Here is a 21,545-nt window from a genome sequence, read left to right on the forward strand (position 1 = left end):
AAAATGTTCATAAACACCTGGTTAAGCTGTCCGGGGAAGCATTCGATCTCGGGAATATTGCCGTAGTCTTTCACTACAACGATTGCGGGTCGCCGCTCGTTGGCTTTCAATCGATATTTGAGAATTAAGATTGTGCTGTCGAGTCCAGAGTGGATGTTGAAGGGCGCTTTGTAGTCTTTGTCAGCTCTAGAAAACGTGCGGAGTGAAGTGCTGATACCTTTGATGCGATCGCATCCCAGTTGCATCGACTCAATCATTTTGGGCAAATCTTCGATGATATAGTCTAAATCAATCTCGACCGCATGGTCGGCAATGTTGGCAGCAGATGCTTGGGTGCGATACAAAGCTAGATGTTCTGTTAAGTATTGAACTGTGCGTTTGGCTTCATTCAAATTGCCAGTTAGGAAGCCGACGGGGTTATTAATTTCATGAGCAACGCCAGCTACTAAGTTTCCCAATGCCGACATCTTTTCGCTTTGAATCATTTGCAATTGGGTTTGCTGCAAGTTTTGTAAGGCTTGTTCTAGCTGTTGGGCATAGGTTTGCGATCGCTCATAAAGTCGGGCATTTTCTATAGAAATTGCCGCTTGAGCGCAGAGTAAATTGAGCAGTTCGATGCGATCGCTCGTGAACGCCCCCGTTACTAAATTATTTTCTAGATATAAAATGCCCCGCAACTTCCCTTGATGCAAAATCGGGCTGCACAAAATACTCTTCGGCTGCTGACGCATGATATACGGGTCATTTATTAAGGTCGGATCGGCACTAGCATCCAGCAGTACAACAGTCTGCCTGTTGTGCTTGACTTTGTAAATTAGTCTGTGAGGAATTTCCTGACTCTCTTCAACCAGAAGGCGCTGCAAGACGACCGGCTCTGACCCCAGGGTAATTGACCCTTTAATTAGCAGTTGTTCGTCTCGCAAGAGCATTAACACGCATTTATCGGCTCCAGCATTTTCGATGACGATCTCAAGCAACGATGAAAGTAGTTTGGACAGTTCGATTTCACCTGAAATAGCATGAGAAGCTTTGAGGATGGCACAGAGGTCGAGGGAATTGGAGACAGTGGAGGAGGAACTGGTGGAGGTGACGCTTCCTACAGCAAAGACGGTTTCGTTGACCGAGAGGGCAGAGTGAGCTTGCCCGAGGATAGGAGCCAGCAGTTGCCCGTAGCGACGTTCTAGGTCTGCAACTTTGGCTTTGGCTCCCCAGCGAGCATAGCAGTAGTAGGCTTCAATCATGTAGGCTTGAGCTACTTTTTCTTTGCCCCAGTCGAGATAAAATTTGGCGGCTAGTTCATGGGCTAAAGCCTCTTCTTGGATGTAGCCATTGGCTTTAGCTCCAGCGATCGCGCGATCGTACAGATCGATCGCTTCTGCTCTGTTACCTAAAATGCTGCACCGTAGTGCTTCTACCAGAAAATACTTGTGTTGATAATTGATTGGTGCAGCACTGACATAGATGCCTACTTTTGCTTGGTTAGTTTCAACTTGAGAGAGAAGTTTTACTTGCTGCGAAGGATCGACCGTTGGATAAAGTGTGAGACGAGCTAATGAATCATAGTAATAATAAACTGGTGCAGAAGGCATTCCCATACCAGCTTTAAGATATTTTTCGCCTGCATCTGCATCCTGAATTCCAACAGCAATATCTCTAAACAAGAAGCTCAACATCAACTTACATAGATAAAATAGATGGAGGGCTACTTCATCATTTTCTTTACATAGTCTTGATAGGTACTCCGCTTCATCGCTAGCATCACTACCAAGACAGCTTGGAGTTTCGCTAAACTCAGTAAGGTTTTTGATAGAATAACGCAGGATATGTGCCCAACTTAAAAAATGTTGATTTGTTGCAAACTTTGCTTGATAAATAGCAAGTTCTTCTAGTAATTTTTCTAGCCCCTCTGCACCACTTAAATAGGTGTACATTAACCTAAACGAAGTGGAAACAAGTGAGTGAACTGAATCTCCTGTTTCTAATCCAACTTGATAGGACTCCTTCAATAAATTAATCGCTTTTTGAATGCTTTCTCGATTCGATTGATTAAAGGCAGCAACCTTAAACTGAGTCATGCTCTGAACCGATCTGTCAGAGAATTTCTCCATGATTTTAAGTGCTAGCTGTCCAAATTGATACCCTTCTTCTAGCTTATTCAACACACTGCTGACAATAATCCCAAAATCTGCGTATCCCGGTGCAGAAAAAGGTGAATTACCGTATTTAAGCGATAAATTGACCTCTTCACAGGCAATAATTGGAAAAAGGTGAGGAGCCGCCTGATGAACGGACGGAACCAGGCTAGTCATAATTCGTAAAGCAGCTAAAGCATTCGCATCTTGCATGACTGGGCAGTTTACTAACTCTTCGATCGCACAACTCGGTAAAGATGCCAGTGTATTTTCGACGTACTGTTGAATTTCTAAAGGGGTGACGGACTCAGGAAAACTTACCCCCAATTTCTGAAGGATTTCTCGACCAACAGTAATCGCCTGAAGCTGTTGATTTTGTACCTTATATGCTTGGAGTTTGACCTCATATACTTTCACCTGTCCGAGTAAGGTAGTAGTTTGTTGTAACACAACCTGAATCAGAGATTCCATCTGCTCAAAATCACAATTGAGCAATGCGACTTCTGCCGCTTCCTCGTACAAGCTTTGCCTCAGATTAGGATTAACATCCCAATCACTTGCCCTTAATAGCTGTATTCCCTGAGCGAGGTAATTCTGTGCTGCGCTATAGGCAGTTGATTCTTTGGCTTTGCGACCTGCCCTCAGATTTAATTGAGCATACTGCTCACACTGAGCGAGTGAGGAAAGAAGTGAAATGCCATAATTTAACTGATTGACAATCTCAAAAATCCGTTCATTTTGTTGCGCTTTGTCAGTATTTTCTAAAAGCAGTTGTCCAATGGCAAGATGAGTCAGTTGTTTCTGTTCCTCTGGAATCAACAAATAGGCAGCTTCTTGAACCCGATCGTGTAAAAACCGATAAGTCGGATTGGCTGAGGCTGGCAAAACTTCTTCACTATCCGATTGTGTAAAAAATTTATAGATTGTGGTAGTGGGAATTAATAAGCCTTCTTGTAATGCTTCCCATAAAATCATAGCTGTTGTTCCTACAGATTTCTCACTAACAATTATTAAAGTATTCAAATCAAACTCGGCTCCAATACAAGCCGCTAGTTTGAGAAGATTTTGAGTCTCTGTCTGCAATTTCTGTAATTGCAATGCCATAAACTCTACTACATCATCAGTAATTGCTAAGGCTTTGACTTTGGCAATATCGCACTGCCAATGGCAAATGTCCCAATCAAAACTAATTAACTTATCATCATGTAAGAGTTTGAGAAACTGGGTGGAAAAGAAAGGATTTCCTTGGGTTTTTTGATATACTAATTTAGTCAAAAGCTCGGTCAGGGATAATTGGCAATTCAGCGTATCTGCTACCAAGCAATTCATGTCTGATTCCCTTAACGGTGGCAAGGTCATTGTATTGACTGTTGCTCCAGTTTTTCCAATCTCATCTACAGTTAAAATAAATGGATGTACTGGTGAGACTTCATTATCGCGATAAGCTCCTAATACTAATAAATATTCCGTATCTTGTAGCAGTATTTTTAATAAATTCAGGGAGGCAGAATCTGCCCATTGCAAGTCATCCAAAAACATTACTAAGGGATGTTCTTGATGAGTGAAAACTTGCACAAACTTTTGAAATAGGAGGTTAAACCGATTTTGGGCAGCACTGCCTGATAGTTCTGTGGCTGGTGGCTGTTTGCCAATGATATTTTCTAACTCAGGAATTACGTCAATTAAGACTTGTCCGTTTTCTCCCACTGCTACTATAATTTGATTTTTCCAGGTTTGCAATTTGGCATCTGATTCAGATAGTAATTGCCCCATTAAGTCGCGGAAAGCTTGCACAAAGGCACTCAAGGGAATGTTGCGTTTAAATTGGTCATATTTGCCTTTGATAAAATAACCCCGTTGCCGAACAATGGGTTTATGTACTTCGTTAACTACGGCAGTTTTTCCAATTCCAGAAAATCCCGCCACTAGCATGATTTCGGTGTTACCTGTGCTGACTCTTTCAAAGGCAGCTAATAGTTGATTTACTTCGTTTTCTCTGCCATAGAGTTTTTCGGGGATGGTAAAGCGATCGCTGACATCTTTTTGAGCAATTTCAAAGTATTCAATTTGACCGATTTCTTGAATTTTAGTTGAACATTTTTCTAAATCAAACTTCACTCCTAATGCACTCTGATAGCGGTTTTCGACATTTTTTGCCATTAATTTACTAACGATTTCTGATAGTAGAGGCGGGATTTGTGGGTTGATTTCATGTACTAAGGGGGCGGTTTTAGCAATATGACAATGCACCAACTCCATCGGCTCTTTTGATTGAAAAGGTAACTCTCCTGTGAGTAATTCGTAAAAAGTAACTCCTAATGAATAAAAATCTGTGCGATAGTCAATTTCCCGATTCATTCTGCCTGTTTGTTCTGGGGATATATAACTAAGCGTCCCTTCTAATACATTAGGATTGATCGGTGTTTGGGTTTCTCTTGGCAGCAAGGATGCGATACTAAAGTCAATTAATTTAACTTGTTTAGTTGAGGGGTTAATTAAAATATTGCTGGGTTTAATGTCTTTGTGAATGATGCGATGGCGGTACAATATATCTAAGGCATTGCAGAGGGATCTCGCGACTTCTAAAAATTCTCTCAATGAGAATGCGTTTTTCCCTTTGACTGCCCATTCCTGAAGAGAAATCCCGCCAAAGTCTTCCATCACTAACGCACAGCCATTTTCATAGGGTTCCAGGCTGTAGGTTTGGACGATACTAGGTGAATTAAGGTTTTTGGCAATAGTATATTGATTGCGAAACTGCACCAGTTCGCTAAAGGTGGGATAGTCGTTCTTCAGCAGTTTGATGACGACAGGTAATTGGTCTGAAGTACGGATAGCCCGATATACCAAGGTGCGACTTCCTGAATAAACTGTGGAGATAATTTGATAGTTGGGAATTTTAACCTTTGTAGGAGTGTCGCTATTTTTGTCAAAGTTATTCATGGCTATTGTTGTTTGATAATTGATGAGCGAGTGCTTGCTTAAATGAATCTGAAGAAGAGAGAGAATTAACTTTTTTGTTCGGTCTGAGTGGGTAAGGTGACGATCAATTCAGTTTCTGTTCCCATTATAGAGTTGACGTTCAGGGAACCCCTATGTTTTTCGACGACGATTTGACGAGCGATAGCCAATCCCAAACCCGTCCCTTTCCCCACTGCTTTTGTCGTAAATAAATGGTCAAATATTTTTTGTTTGACTGATTCATTCATCCCCTGACCATTATCAGCAATACTAATTTTTACGCCGTTATCTACTAAGGAGGTTTGAATGGTAATGCGGTTGGGATTAGCCTTGATTTCGGCAAAGCTGCGATTTGTATTTGATTCTTCCAGTGCATCGATCGCATTGGCGAGAATGTTCATAAACACCTGGTTAAGCTGTCCGGGGAAGCATTCGATCTCGGGAATATTCCCGTAGTGTTTCACTACTTCAATAGCGGGTCGCCGATCGTTAGCTTTCAATCGATACTTGAGAATTAAAATCGTGCTATCTATCCCCTCGTGGATATTAAAAGGAACTTTGTAGTCTTTGTCAGCCCTAGAAAAGGTACGGAGCGTCGTGCTGATATCTTTGATGCGATCGCATCCAACTTTCATGGAGTCAATCATTTTAGGCAAGTCTTCGATGATATAGTCTAAATCGATATCTTCGGCATGGTCTGCAAGCTCTGTTTCTGGGGCGCGAGATCGATAGAGATTGAGATGCTCCACTAAGTCTTGCACCGTTTGCTGGGTTTCATTCAAATTGCCCCAAATAAAGCCGACGGGGTTGTTGATTTCATGAGCAACACCTGCTACCAGATTTCCGAGTGATGCCATTTTTTCGCTTTGCACCATTTGCAGTTGGGTGTTCTGCAAATCTGCCAGAGTCTGTTCGAGTTCCTGTGATTTTTGAATCACCGCTGCTTCTGCTTGCTTGCGATCGGTAATATCAATCAGCATTCCATCCCAAACGATTTCTCCGTCTTCTCTACGTTCTGGCTGAGAAGCGGCTTTCACCCATTTCACATTCCCATTGGGAGTAATAATCCGCCACTCATGTTGAAATTGGGTGAGCGTTTGAGCGGACTCGATAACTGCCCGAAACGTCTCTGCTCGATCGTCGGGATGTTCAAAATCGCGTAGGCTGTATTTTCCTACAATCATATCCTCTGCCGCCACTTCATAGAGTGTTTGACATCCAGAACTGACGTAGGGCATTGAAGCAGAACCATCGGCTTCAATCCGAATCTGATAAATCAAGCCAGGCACGTTGTTGGCAAGTTTCTGAAAGCGGGCTTCACTAATCTTTAACTCTTCCAGAGACTGTTCTAGCTGTTGAGCATAGTTCTGCGATCGCTCATAAAGTCGGGCATTTTCTATAGAAATTGCCGCTTGAGCGCAGAGTAAATTGAGCAGTTCGATGCGATCGCTCGTGAACGCCCCCGTTACTAAATTATTTTCTAGATATAAAATGCCCCGCAACTTCCCTTGATGCAAAATCGGGCTGCACAAAATACTCTTCGGCTGCTGACGCATGATATACGGGTCATTTATTAAGGTCGGATCGGCACTAGCATCCAGCAGCACAACAGTCTGCCTATCGTGCTTGACTTTGTAAATTAGTCTGTGAGGAATTTCCTGACTCTCTTCAACCAGAAGGCGCTGCAACACGACCGGCTCTGACCCCAGGGTAATTGACCCTTTAATTAGCAGGTGTTCGTCTCGCAACAGCATTAACACGCATTTATCGGCTCCAGCATTTTCGATGACGATTCTAAGCAACGATGAAAGTAGTTTGGACAGTTCGATTTCACCTGAAATAGCATGAGAAGCTTTGAGGATGGCACAGAGGTCGAGGGAATTGGAGACAGTGGAGGAGGAACTGGTGGAGGTGACGGTTCCTACTGCAAAGACGGTTTCGTTGACCGAGAGGGCAGAGTGAGCTTGCCTGAGGATAGGAGCCAGCAGTTGCCCGTAGCGACGTTCTAGGTCTGCAACTTTGGCTTTGGCTCCCCAGCGAGCATAGCCGTAGTAGGCTTCAATCAGGTATTCCCCAGCGATGCGTTGTTTGTTCCATTCCAGATAGAATTTGGCGGCGAGTTCATTGGCTAAGGCTGCATCGTTGGTGAACTGATGCTTTTGAGCCAGCGCGATCGCCTGGTCATAATCCTCAATGGCAGCGGCTTTGTCACCCAATACCCGATATCGCTCTGCTTCCACCAGATGCCATTTGTGCAAGTGATTCATCGGGGCATTGTGCGCTGATTGGTGCAGAGCTGCTTGATGGGTGGCAGCCACAGTCAGCAGTTCAATTTGCTCTGGTTCTGACCTGGTGGGTACAAGTGCCAGGTGCGTCAGCGCCGCATAGAAATGAAAAATGGGAATAAAAACCGTTCCTGATAGTACCATCCAACAGGGCTTGAGTTGGGTGAGGATATCGAGAGCAGCCGGATAATTGCCAAAGCAGTAGGCAAGCAGCAGTTTGAAGATGTAGACAACGACAATCATCATGAGTTCGTTATCCTGCTGGTGCTTGGGCAGCATCACGGTTTCATCATAGGCAGTACCCATTAGGCGATCGGGCTGGCTCACCGTTTCTCGCAAATTCTGTACCGTTTGCCACGTCATGTCCAAAAGAAAACGCGCTGAATCATTGTTCATCTGAGCCATAGCAGCACTGTAAGCTGCTAATTCGGGTTCCAACAGGTCTAGTTCTACACCTGCGAAAAAAGCCAGATGGGAGTAGCTCCCGATGTCGTAGCCAGCACTGAGCAGATTTCCTGTTTCCATGCCTGCCTTGTAACTCTCTTTCAACGTCACAAGTGCTGCCCGCAACGCTTCCTGGTGAGGTTGAATGAAAAACCCAAACTTCCCCAGAGTGATGCACTTCATGCTTTGAGTATTCACCTGCTCTAGCACCGCGAGTGCTAATCGACCAAACTTATAGCCAGTTTCAACTTCGCCCAAAAAAGCACACAGCACCATGCTATGAATCACATAGCCGATCGTTGAGGCGGGGGCATTGCCAAACTCCAGCGATAATTGCACCATCGTCGCGCCCAACAGAGGCAGGAATCGGGGCATTGCCTGTAGAATCGGTGAAAATAATATTCCTAACAGTTGGATGGCGGCTTGGGCATTGGGGTCGCTCATCACGGGCAACTCAACCAGTTCGGCAATCTCTCTGCCGCTTAGTTGCTCCTTGAGCTGCTGTAAAGCATTGCCAATCAGGGCTTCGTCTGCTTCTGTCGAAAACTCTACCCCCAATTGCTTCAGTGCCTTTGTACCTACGGCGATCGCGTGCAATGTTTGGTTACGAGCCGTGTGTGCGGCGATTTGAATTTCGTAGATTTTCACTTTGTCGAGAATCGTCTGTGCCTGCTGCAAGACGAATGCGGCAAGCTGCTCCATGCCCTCAAAGTCACTATTCAAGTAACTGGCTTCGGCTGCGGCTACATACAGATTGAGCGTCAATTCGTACTGAGTTTCCCAGCAGTCTGGCGAAAGTAACTCCAGCCCGTTTTGCAAATAAACCCTTGCGGCAGCATACGCAGTAGCACTTCTAGCCTTACTTCCCGCTTTCAAGTTCAGTTGTGCTAGAGTTTGCCGTTCCTGCGGTTGCGCGATTAACTCTATGCCTAAATTTAAATGCCCGACAATATCAAAAATCTTGTCTTCTCGGTCTATTTCTGAGAGCTTTTGCTGGAGCAATTGTCCCATTTGCAGGTGGGTTGCTTGTTTCTGGTCAGAGGGAATTAAAGAATAGGCGGCTTGCTGGACGCGATCGTGCAAAAATCGATAGGTCGGATTAACTGTATCTTCTGCCTGGGACTGTTGTGCATCCTGAAAAAACTTGTAAATCTGGCTCGTGGGTAAAACCAAGCCTTCCTGCAAGGCTTTCCACAATGCTGTTGCGGCATCGGTTGGCGATCGTTCTGAAACGATCGCCAATGTTTCTAAATCGAATTTTGCTCCCACACAAGCAGCTAACTTCAGTATTTCTTGAGTGGCTTCTGGCAACTTTTGTAATTGCAGCGCCATGAACTCCACCACATTATCGGTGAGCGAGAGCGATCGCACTGCTACCATATCGCACTGCCAGTGTCCAACTTGCAGATCGTAGGCAATGTAGCCCTCCTGATGCAGGGCTTTGAGAAACTGCGTGGCAAAGAAAGGGTTGCCTTTGGTTTTTTGATAGATTAACTCTGTCAGCGGTTGCGCTAGAACTGTGGAACAACTGAGGGTATCGGCAACCAAACGATTGATGTGAGATAGACTTAACGCGGTGAGGGTAAGGGTGCTGATAGTTGCTGAGTCTTTCTTCATCTCTTCCAATGTCAGCATTAGTGGATGAGCGGGGAAGACTTCATTATCTCGGTATGCCCCGATCGTCAGCAGATAGCCCACCTCGCTTTGACTCAGCAAGACTTGGATCAAGCTCAATGAGGCTGAATCTGCCCACTGCAAGTCATCGAGGAACATCACTAACGGATGTTCTGCTTTAGCGAATACGGCAATGAATTTCTGGAATAGCAAGTTGAAGCGGTTCTGAGCGGCACTACCTGAGAGTTCTGGAGCAGCAGGTTGTTTGCCTATAATCTGTTCGAGTTCGGGAATGACTTGAATTAGGACTTGCCCGTTCTCACCCAAAGCTGAGAGGATTTTGTCTTTCCAGTGCGCCACCTGAGTATCGCTTTCACTCAATAGTTGTCCCATCAAGTCCTGTAAGGTTTGCACAAAGGCACTCAACGGGATGTTGCGGTTGAACTGGTCATATTTACCTTTGATGAAGTAGCCCCGTTGTCTGACAATTGGCTTGTGGACTTCATTCACCACTGCGGTTTTGCCAATTCCAGAAAAACCTGCCACTAGCATCATTTCTGTTGCGCCTAAGCTGACTCTTTCAAAGGCTTGGAGCAGGGTTGCTGCGTCGGTTTCTCGTCCGTAGAGTTTGTCGGGGATGAGGAAGCGATCGCACAGATCCCGTCGCCCAATCTCAAAGCCCTCAATCTTACCAGTTTCTTGAAGTTGATGTAAACAATTTTCTAAATCAGCTTTCAGTCCCAAGGCACTTTGATATCTATCTTCCGCATTTTTCGCTATTAACTTTATGACAAGATCGCATAAAACTTGCGGAATCTCTTTTCCGTTTTTCTCCCTTAAGTCCGGTGGATTTTTGGCAATATGACAATGTACTAACTCCATCGGTTCGTTTGATTCAAAAGGCAATTTTCCTGTCAGTAATTGGTAGAAAGTCACACCTAAAGAATAAAAATCAGTCCGGTAGTCAATCCCCCGATTCATTCGTCCTGTTTGTTCTGGGGAAATATAAGCTAGTGTTCCTTCTAAAACATTGGGATTGATGAGTGATTGGGTTTCCCGTGGTAGCAAGGATGCAATACTAAAGTCAATTAATTTGATTTGTTTGGTTGAGGGATTAATTAAGATATTACTGGGTTTGATGTCTTTATGAATAATGCGATGACCGTACAATATATCTAAGGTATTACAAAGTGCGATTGCAATTTCCAAAAACTCTCTCAAAGAGAGGAGTTTTTTCCTTTTTACACCCCATTCGTGAAGAGAAATTCCCCCAAAGTCTTCCATCACTAACGCATAGCCATTTTGATAGGGTGACAAGCTATAGGTTTGGACTATTAGCGGTGAGTTGAGATTTTTGGCAATAGTATATTGATTGCGAAACTGTACCAATTCGCTAAAGGTGGGATAGTCATTTTTCAGCAGTTTGATGACCACAGGTAATTGGTCTGATGTACGGATAGCCCGATATACCAAGGTTCGACTTCCTGAATAAACTGTGGAGATAATTTGATAGTTGGGAATTTGAATGATTGTGGGAGGATTACTGTTTTGGTCGGAGGGATTCATGTTCATTGTTGTTTGAGATTTTATGAGTTAGTAATTGATTGAATTAGTTGAAATGTCAGGGAAAATTAACTTTTGTGTTCGGCTTGAGTTGGTAAGGTAATGATAAACTCTGTTCCTTTACCCAGTAGAGAAGTACAGTTCAATTTTCCACCGTGAGTTTCTTCCACAATTTGACGCGCGATCGCTAATCCCAAACCCGTTCCTTGACCCACACTCTTAGTAGTAAATAAATTATCAAAAACTTGCTCCCGCACCGCTTCACTCATGCCAATACCATTGTCTTTAATCCGAATTACTACCTGTTGTCTATCGCCAGATAATTCTGTATGGACGATAATTTGATTGGGATTGGCTTTGATCTCTGCATAAGTACGTCCAATATTTGATTCATTCACAGCATCGATCGCATTCCCCAATATATTCATAAATACCTGATTTAATTGTCCGGCATAGCATTCGATTTTTGGTAAATCACCACAGTCATTAATAACTTGAATTTCTGGGCGGGAGTCATTGGCTTTGAGGCGATGCTTGAGAATCATAATTGTACTATCAATCCCCTCGTGAATATTACAGGCCACGGGGCGATCGGTATCAGCACGAGAAAATGTCCGCAAGCTGATGCTAATGTCTTTAATCCGGTTTACTCCTTCTTGCATCGAGCCAACTAACTTAGGTAAGTCTTCACGGATGTAGTCGAGGTCAATCGCTTCAATTTCCTCTTGAATTGCCGCACTGAAATTAGCAGATTCTTGCTGAACTAAATCCAGCAATCCAAACAAATCTTTGATGTAGTCTAAAGCGGGCTGAATATTGCCAGAAATAAAGCCAACTGGGTTATTAATTTCGTGGGCAACACCAGCCACCAAATTGCCCAGAGCTGACAATTTTTCGCGTTGAATGATTTGGAGCTGAGCTGCTTGTAATTCAGCAGTTTTTTGCGCCACTTGCTGTTCTAAAGTTTGAGTCAAGAGACGCAACTGTAAATGAGTTTTCACCCGGGCTAACACTTCTTGTTCTTGAAAGGGCTTGGTAACGTAGTCTACTGCACCAAGTTTAAGCCCTTTAACTTTGTTGTCTACATCAACCAGAGCGGTCATAAAGATAATCGGAATATCACAAGTTTTGGCATTAGCTTTAAGGCGTTGGCAGGTTTCAAATCCATCAATTCCCGGCATCATTACATCCAGTAAAATCAGATCGGGAGGTCGCCGCTCAACTTGTTGCAGGGCGCGTTCGCCACTGGTAGCGATCGCCACCTTATACCCCGCATTACTCAACGCTTCCGAGATGACATCCAAATTGGTGGGAGTATCATCAACAATTAAAATTAAGCCAGTTAAACCTGTCGTCATAGTTGCCCTCCAAATTTTAACTATTATTAGTGAGATGTTGTTGAATTAATTCCTCGATCTTCTCAGTTTGGAATTGCTTAGCTAATTGTATTACTTGCTGAATAAAGGGCTGATAGCGCTCATCCTTTTGCCCAATTTGATCGGCGGTTTCTGCCAGTTCTCTGAGCAAGCCATCCTGTGCCAGTTCTAGTAAAATTTGCAAGTCCGCCGCCGATGGGGGAATTAGTTCTTTCGTGGATACTTCATTATTGCTTGTTGTTAACTCAGTTACATCATATTTCCAGATGAGTTGTAAATGTTTGGCAAGCAAAATCAACAACTCCTCTGCATCAACGGGTTTGGCCAGAAAGTCATCTCCACCCATATCTAAGCTTTTCTGCTGGTCTATTTCTGCCACCGATGCCGAAGATACTATCACCCGTAAATGCTTGATATCCTCCGAGTTTCGTAACTTTTTGAGCATTTCAAAGCCCTCCATTACTGGCATCGCTAAGTCAGTTATAACTAAATCTGGCAGTTTTTCTAGAGCTTTTTCTAAGCCTTCTTGACCATTTTGTGCTTCAGTAAAGCTGAATCCTAGTGGTTCTAATAGATTGATTAATACCGATCGATTCTCCCAGCGATCGTCCACAACCAAAATATGTTTCGGCGCGCCTTCATAGCCAATAATGATCCGTCCTTTACTAACAGAATTTTGTTTTGCCCAATTTTTGGCGATCGGCAGTGCCACCTCAAAGAAGAAGTTACTGCAGACTCCAAGCTGGCTGTCCACCTGAATTTCGCCACCCATTAATTGCACGATTTTTTGGCTGATAGCTAAACCTAAGCCAGTGCCTTCTAATTGCCGTTTCCGATCTCCTACTTGCTCAAATTCCCGGAAGAGTCGGCTTAATTGCCCCTCTGCAATCCCCACTCCTGTATCTTTGATTTGAAATTTCAGGCGGAGAATTTGGGTACTTACCTCTAGCACCTCTACCTTGAGAGTAACACTGCCTCGATCGGTGAACTTAATGGCATTGCCCAACAGGTTAATCAGGACTTGACGGAGGCGTTTCTCATCGGCTTCTATTCCTTCTGGCAGGTCTGAGTCGGATTGATAGATAAAGTCGAGATTTTTCTGATCGGAGCGGACTCGACAAATTTCAACTACTCCTTGCAGGAAGGAGGGCAAATGTATAGCACTGGGGGCAAGGTCAAGTTTCCGGGCTTCGATTTTGGAGATATCTAATATATCGTTGATCAAGGTTAGGAGATGGGAGCCGCACTGATACATAATTTGCACTCCGTGGCGTTCTTTATCTGGCAAAACTTTAGAGCGATTCAAAATTTGGGCATAGCCAATAATTCCATTTAGGGGGGTACGGAGTTCATGGCTCATGTTTGCCAGAAAATTACTTTTTGCCTGGTTAGCACTATCAGCTTGATCTTTGGCAATACTCAGTTCGGCAGTGCGTTCTTCGACACGGACTTCGAGTTCGGTAAAGGAGGTGCGTAGCTGTCCAGCCATTTGGTTAAAGGAGCTAGCTAGTGCTTCCAATTCACTGATACCTTTGACTTCCACAGTTTGATCTAGAGTACCAGAGGCGATCGCTTCACTTGCTTGCTGTAATTTTAGAATCGGTCGAGCAATCCAGCGCGAAGTAAATATACCCAAGATAGTTGCCACAACTAATGCCCCCAAACAAAGCAGGATAGTAGTGCGGGTGTTGGCATCAATTTGTGCCATGAAGTCTGATTCTGGTACTACAATGACACTGAGCCAATCAATGCCTCGTTCATCTCGAATAGTGGAAACTTGCACCAATTGCCGCTGCTCCGCCAGCATAAACTCAAGTTGCTGACTCTGCTCAATATCATTGAAATTACCAAAGCGATCGAGGATTGCTTTGGCTGTGGCACTAATTACCGGACTTTCCGACTTGATAGCGGGAATTTGTTCCAACGTATTTTTTTTAGCATCAATAATGTAAGGGCTTTCAATCTTGGAACTGGCAATCAGGTTGCCCGATCGATCGATGATAAAGGTTTGTCCGGTCTGACCTACTTTTAGCGTGCTGAGGAAATGATGAATTTTCTCAATCCGAAGGATGCTATTTTGAACGCCTAAGAACACGCCATTTTTGTCATAGATGGGTTGGGTTAAAGCAATTGAAGCGACTTTTACAGCGATGCCCAAATAAGGATTTGTCCAGATTGGTCTTCCAGCTTTCTGGGCATTTTTATACCAGGGGCGAGAGCGGGGGTCAAAATTTGCTTGAGTTTCTATCAGCAGAGCCCGTTCACCTTTTTGATCGAGTTGGTAGATTTTGCGCTGAGGTAGATCCGCTTTGTTCCCAACCAAAGCCATAATGCCTTTATTTTGTCTATCCTCTACTTGTATACTCGTACCGTCAGCCAGACTAACTTGCATGACTTCGACCGTATTTTTGCTGACTAACTGCCAAAAAGTCCGTTCCAGTTTGGTGACATCGGTTAAATCAATCTGCTCCTCTTGAGCAGCCGCGATGATAGTTTGTCCAGCAACATAAGGTTTTTCTAAGTAGTTGAGAACTTGGAGGTTAATGCGATTGCTCATCTCTTGACGCAACTGGGTGGAAACCTCATTGACGGCTATCTGTCCATTTCGCAGGGACAGATAGCCAATCAGTCCGACGGCGGCAAAGACTTGCAATACAAACGGAACTACTAGCACAAGTCTTAAAGGTATGGTTTTATGTGGATTCATGTTAGACCTAGATAATGGTTCACTTGGAGATTTACCGAAATAAGGTGAGCAAGCCTGATGTTTTGCAATAATGCTCGTTAATTTGGTAGTGTTTCAAATGTGTTGATATAATATTCAATGCTCTTCTATTCCCTTAGATGACAGGGATAGCGATCGAAAACACAGTCCCCTCGCTAGGGACAGAATCAACTTTAATTTGTCCGTGATGTTTTTCTACTACAATTTGACGCGCGATCGCTAATCCCAAACCCGTGCCTTTCCCTACACTCTTAGTAGTAAATAAATTATCAAAAACTTGCTCCCGCACCGCTTCACTCATGCCAATACCATTGTCTTTAATCCGAATTACTACCTGTTGTCTATCGCCAGATAATTCTGTCTTGACGATAATTTGATTGGGATTGGCTTTGATGTCGGCATAATTACGTCCAATATTTAACTCATTCACAGCATCGATTGCATTCCCCAAGATATTCATAAATACCTGATTTAATTGTCCGGCATAGCATTCGATTTTTGGGATATTGCCATAGTCCTTAATGACTTGGATTTCGGGGCGAGTGTCGTTGGCTTTCAGACGATGTTTAAGGATCATAATTGTGCTATCAATGCCCTCGTGAATATTACAGGCCACGGGGCGATCGCTATCCGCACGCGAGAATGTCCGCAGACTAATACTAATGTCTTGAATTCGCTTCACGCCTTCTCGCATCGAACCTACTAACTTGGGTAAGTCTTCTCGGATGTAGTCAAGTTCAATGGTTTCGATTTCCTCTTGAATAGCTGGATGTAGTTGAGGATATTTTTGCTGCACTAGATCGAGCAACCCAAACAAATCGTTAATGTAATCTAAGGCTGGGGTAATATTCCCAGTCAGGAAGCCGACAGGGTTGTTGATTTCGTGAGCGACACCAGCTACTAAATTACCCAAAGCTGACATTTTTTCACCTTGGATAAGTTGGATTTGAGCTTGTTGAAGTTCTCGTAGAGTCTTTTCTAGAGCTTCTGACTTTTGTTGACGTTCAGTTTCGGCGCGTTTGCGATCGCTAATATCCAGCACATTACCAAGAATCACTGCTTTGCCATCGAGGATGATGCGGTTGAGCGTGACATCGACCTCAAAGACTGTATTAGAATCAATTTTTCTGACATTCCACTCAAATTGAATTATTTCCCCAGCTAAGACCCTTCTCCACCAGTCTTCTACCAGATGGAACGGATTATCCGGTGTAGAATAGTGATCCAAGATCGAGCATTGCAGTGCTTGCTCTCGCTCCACACCAAACATTTCTAGCAGTCGGTTATTAACATCCAGCACCTTGCCATCCAGATCGTGAATTATGATGGCACTACGGACGCTGTTGAAGATAGTGCGGAGGTTCTGTTCGGAAATTTGCAGGGCTGTTTCCGCAGCTTTATATTCCGCTTCGCTGCGTTTACGATCGCTCACATCAAAGACAACACCATCCCATACAGTTGACTCATCGGCTCGTCGTTCTGGTTGAGATATTGCTTGCACCCATTTTATCGTGCCGGACGAGGTGACACTGCGCCATTCATGATTAAATGGGGTCAGGGTTTGGGCAGATTTGGTAATTGCTTGTTCAAGATCAGCAAGATCGTCGGCATAAACTGCATCGAAGACATTAATGATTCCTGCCATAACCATTTCTGGCTCAGCTTCATACAGATCGATGCAACCAGAACTGGCGTAGGGCATTGACTTAGCACCATTGGCAGCCAACTGGAATTGAAAGACCATCCCTGGAATATTGTCAGCCATCTTATGGAAGCGGGCTTCGCTGGCACGGAGTTCTGTCAAAGCTTGTTGTGACTGTTGATAGAGGCGGGCATTTTCGAGGGAAATTGCTGCTTGGGAGCAGAGCAGATTGAGCAGTTCAACGCGATCGCTTGTAAAGGCTCCAATTGTCAGATTATTTTCCAAATATAAAATCCCAATCAACTTACCTTGATTGAGAATTGGACTGCAAAGCACACTTTGAGGTTGGTGTTTTTCAATGTAACTATCTCCAGAAAACTCAGTATATAACCTAGCATCTACCAGTACCAGAGGCTTCAAACTCCGCTTAACAGTATTCACCAAAGCGATCGCCACATTCTGACTTGATTCTAGCGGCATCGGTGGTAATAGCTCAGGTTCTTGTCCCTGTTCCACAAAGCCTGCTACCTGTAACTCAATATCTTGTTTTAGCAGTAAGACACACTTACTAGCCCCAGCATTTGTCATCACTATTTGTAACAGAGTAGTCAAGAGTCGATCGAGTTCAATTTCCCCTGAAATCGCTTGAGATGCCTTGAGCAGAGTTGCCAAATCTAGAACTTCCGAGGCTGTGCTAGAAGAGCGGTTATAAGCCATCGTTTCCAGGGTAAGAGTTTCCTTAAAAGAGGTAGAAGATCGGGGTGGCTGAAGGAGAGGATCGAGGAGTTGAGGATAACGTTGTTCTAAATCAGTAACTTTGGCTTGGGCTCCCCATCGGGCATAACAGTAATAGGCCTCAATCATGTAGGCTTGAGCGACTTTTTCTTTGTTCCATTCCCAGTAAAATTTAGCTGCTAGTTCGTTGGCGAGAGCTTCTTCTTGTATCAAGGCGTTTTGACTGGCGGCTGCTATCGCGCGATCGTACAGTTCAATTGCCGATAATTTATCTCCAGAAATACGCGCCATTTCTGCTGAAATTAGCTCGGAGGCAGCGCTAAAATTCTCCGAGCAGTTTTGCGCCCAAACAGCTAATTGCTGTTTATACTCTATCAACTTTTGCCACACATCGGATTGTTTGGCCTGTGGTATTCGATCGTAACGTTGGCATAACAATAGAGCATAGATAAAGCGATGTCTGGCATAGGGAAGTAAGCCTTGGGGAGCAACATTAACAATCTCAGCTTCAGCTTTATCGGCAGATTCTAAAGCTGACTCTGGGCAATTGCAGAGGTAGAGAATTTGGCTTTTAAGAATAGTATAAATACAGATCACTTGCCAGTTTTTATGTTTTCGGCAGCGTTCGAGATACTCATCTTCTATAGTTTCCGACCAAGTTTTTGTTCCTCTCAACTTGGCTACAAGCATTTGACCACCAGTTAGTAGATCGATAGACCATTGATTTTTTTGCTGTTGACTAAAAGCCAGCGATTGATTAATTTCTGCCTCTAATTGCTTCAGTTCTACTCCCTGGTAAAAACGACAGTACATATTGTGTCCAAAAGCATAAGCAGCATATTGTAAATTGCTTGATTCCCAACCAATTTGATAGGAATTTTGGTAATCTTGGCTGGCTACCTTAAGAGGGTGAGACCAATGACGGAGAGAACTACCAATCATTAAATAGGCTACACTTTCAGCCGAACTATTATTAAACTTGGGCATTAATTGCAGCGTTAAATTGATTAACTCACTTGTATTTTGATAGTTATTTAAAGCATAACCACGTAAGCCACCGTAGGCTGGGTAAATATAGCCTATTTCAGGCGTATTACCATACTGCAAACACAAATTAACAGCCTTGGCACAAATGACTGACCACAGACGCTGATGCGATCGATAGGTGGGCGGGCCCATAGCAATAGCTAACTTTGTAGCCATTTTTTTCTCAGGATCGGTCATCATGGGTAAATCACTGAGAGAAGCAATCCCTCGGCTTTCTAAGATGGCTTGAGCAGTCGCAATTTCGCGATCGCGTACCACCTCAAAATCCTCATCGGTAATATCAATACCAAACAAGGATAAAGCTTTAATCCCCGCAGCAATAGCTTCTGGATACTCAGCTCGTAGGGTATATTGAATAATTGCCAAGTTGTAAATCTCAGCCTTTTCTAGGGCAGTTCTTGTCCGTTCGAGAGTGCGATCGATCCAGATTTGTGATGCTTCAATATTGCCATTCAAATATTCAACTTCAACCCGTTCTTTGTGGAGCGCAAAGCATAATTCATATTGAATATTCCAACAGTCTTCTCTCAATAATTCCATGCCAGTAGTTATATACTCACAGGCAACAGTATATGCCGTAGAAGTTTTAGCTTTTCGTCCTGCCAATAAGTTTAATTGGCTCAATCTTTCCTGTTCTTCTGGATCGTTTAATAAGTAGCGACCGCGATTTAGTTGATTGGCAATCTCGAATAAGATTTCCTCACGCTCTGCCAAAACAGTATTTCTTAAAAGTAGTTGACCGATATGTAGATGTGTTGCTTGCTTGCGCTCGTTCGGAATCAGAGAATAGGCAGCTTGCTGGACGCGATCGTGCAAAAACCGATAAGTCGGATTAGCCGCTGCACTAGAAACAGACTCATTATCAGATTGAGTAAAGAACTTATAAGCTTCCGTAGTCGGAATAATCAAGCCTTCTTGCAAAGATTTCCATAAAGCAGTAGCAGCAACTTCTGCCGACTTTTCACTAACGATTGCCAAAGTAGCTAAATCAAACTGCGACCCAATACAAGCGGCTAATTTAAGCATTTCCTGAGTAGGAAACGGCATTTTCTGCAATTGCAGTGCCATAAACTCTACCACATCATCAGTAATTGCCAAGGCTTTCACTTGAGCAAGATCGCACTGCCACCCCCCTTGCTTGGTAAGGGGGGATGAAAGGGGGGTGGGGGACACAGGGGGGTCAAAAGTAATCAGCCCATCGTCATGTAAAGCCTTCAGGAATTGCGTAGCAAAAAAGGGATTACCTTGAGTTTTTTGATACACCAGTTTTTTCAGAGGTTTGGCAATCTCTGAGCCGCAACTAAGAGTATCTGAAATCAATTGATTAATGTCATCTTTTTGCAAAGGAGCCAAGGTAATTGTATTCACCGTTGCCCCAGATTTAATAATCTCATCCACCGTCAAAATAAATGGATGAGTAGGAGACACTTCATTATCCCGATAAGCACCTAAAACCAATAAATGTCCCGTATCTTCCATCAACAGTTGCAACAATTTCAATGATGCCGAATCTGCCCACTGCAAATCATCTAAAAACATTACTAAAGGATGTTCGGCTTGCGTAAATACTTGCACAAATTTCTGCATCAGTAGATTGAAGCGATTTTGAGCCGCACTTCCCGATAGTTCTGGTGCTATTTGCTGTTTACCAATGATGCGTTCTAGCTCAGGAATTACATCAATCAAGACTTGTCCGTTGTCGCCAACTGCTGTCAAAACTTTGCTTTTCCATATTTGTAACTGAGCATCTGATTCTGATATTAATTGCCCCATTAAATCCCGGAAGGCTAGCACAAATGCGCTGAATGGAATATTGCGCTGGAACTGGTCATATTTGCCTTTGATGAAATAGCCCCGTTGTCTGACAATTGGCTTGTGAACTTCATTCACGACTGCGGTTTTGCCAATTCCAGAAAAACCTGCTACTAGCATCATTTCTACCCCCCTTAGTCCCCCCTTACCAAGGGGGGATTTAGGGGGGTTAGCTACTCTTTCAAAGGCAGCTAATAGACGATCGACTTCTTTTTCTCTACCGTACAGTTTTTCTGGTATCAGAAATCGGTCTGTAATATCTTCCTGTCCTAAATCAAAGGTCTGAATATTACCAGTTTTTTCTAAGTGAGCTAAACAAATTTCTAAATCATGTTTTAATCCTAATGCGCTTTGATAGCGGTTTTCAGCATTTTTTGCCATCAATTTACTGACAATATGCGATAAAACTATGGGGATTTTTGGATGGATTTGATGTATCGGTATTGACTGTTTGGCGAGATGACAATGCACCAGTTCCATCGGGTCACCAGAGATAAATGGTAAATGTCCTGTCAATAATTCATAAAAAGTGACACCTAGGGCATAAAAGTCGCTACGATAGTCAATACCGCGATTCATTCGTCCGGTTTGTTCGGGAGAGAGATAGGCTAATGTCCCTTCAAGGATTTGGGGATTCTGAATTTCTTGAGTTTCTCGTGGTAGGAGAGATGCAATACTAAAGTCAATTAGTTTTATTTGTTTAGTGTCGGGATTAATCAGAATATTAGCGGGTTTAATATCTTTGTGAATGACTCGGTTTTGGTAGAGATAGTGGAGAATGTCTGTTAGTTGCAGTGCCAGATTGAGAAATTCTGTTAAAGATAAAGATTTAGCAGGTTGGTTTTTATCAGTTGCGATATGGAGATAATTAGATAGGGAAATCCCTCCAAAGTCCTCCATCACTAAGGCATAGCTATTTTGGTATACTTCTAGAGTCAGAGGTTTAACAATACTGGGGAAGTTAAGATTTTTGGCAATAGTGTACTGATTGCGAAACCCGACGAGTTCGTTGAAATTCGGGTATTCGTTTCGTAGTAGTTTGATGATGACAGGAGTGCGATCGCTCTCTCGAATACCCCGATAAACGAGGGTGCGAGAGCCTGCATAGATTTGTTCTGCGAGCTGATACCCAGCTAGGGGAATGATGACATTCATTTTTTAGTCCTCAAAAAAATTTATCGACTATAACTCTAGGGTATAGTTTATCAA

5 protein-coding genes are annotated in these 21,545 nt (G+C 43.5%); all 5 read right to left on the reverse strand.

Going from position 1 to position 21,545, the window contains the following annotated elements; translation table 11 throughout:
• Positions 1-5,075: AAA family ATPase (locus QUA13_RS06070; protein ID WP_333197401.1), on the reverse strand; the 5,075-nt coding region annotated here is incomplete at its 3' end.
• 65 nt (positions 5,076-5,140) lie between these two features.
• A complete protein-coding gene (locus tag QUA13_RS06075; RefSeq protein ID WP_445242684.1) occupies positions 5,141-11,002 on the reverse strand; it encodes a trifunctional serine/threonine-protein kinase/ATP-binding protein/sensor histidine kinase in 5,862 nt (1,953 codons plus the stop codon).
• Between the two features lie 65 nt (positions 11,003-11,067).
• Complete coding sequence (locus QUA13_RS06080; protein WP_333197406.1) at positions 11,068-12,357, reverse strand: response regulator; 1,290 nt, start codon at positions 12,355-12,357, stop codon at positions 11,068-11,070.
• Positions 12,358-12,373: 16 nt separating this feature from the next.
• Positions 12,374-15,082 carry an ATP-binding protein gene (locus QUA13_RS06085; RefSeq protein WP_333197408.1) on the reverse strand — a complete coding sequence of 903 codons (2,709 nt, stop codon included), beginning with the start codon at positions 15,080-15,082 and terminating at the stop codon, positions 12,374-12,376.
• A 133-nt stretch (positions 15,083-15,215) separates the two neighbouring features.
• Positions 15,216-21,491 (reverse strand): AAA family ATPase, encoded by a 6,276-nt coding sequence (locus tag QUA13_RS06090; RefSeq protein ID WP_333197409.1) that lies wholly within the window; start codon positions 21,489-21,491, stop codon positions 15,216-15,218.
• Positions 21,492-21,545: the final 54 nt, after the last annotated feature.

The sequence above is a fragment of the Microcoleus sp. S28C3 genome, assembly GCF_036700785.1.
Lineage (GTDB): Bacteria > Cyanobacteriota > Cyanobacteriia > Cyanobacteriales > Microcoleaceae > Microcoleus > Microcoleus asticus.

What these genes read in the sequence shown, in the direction of transcription:
- QUA13_RS06075 (WP_445242684.1), bottom strand. Translation starts at nt 11,002, where the DNA reads ATGAATCCCTCCGACCAAAACAGTAATCCTCCCACAATCATTCAAATT.
- QUA13_RS06080 (WP_333197406.1), bottom strand. Translation starts at nt 12,357, where the DNA reads ATGACGACAGGTTTAACTGGCTTAATTTTAATTGTTGATGATACTCCC.
- QUA13_RS06085 (WP_333197408.1), bottom strand. Translation starts at nt 15,082, where the DNA reads ATGAATCCACATAAAACCATACCTTTAAGACTTGTGCTAGTAGTTCCG.
- QUA13_RS06090 (WP_333197409.1), bottom strand. Translation starts at nt 21,491, where the DNA reads ATGAATGTCATCATTCCCCTAGCTGGGTATCAGCTCGCAGAACAAATC.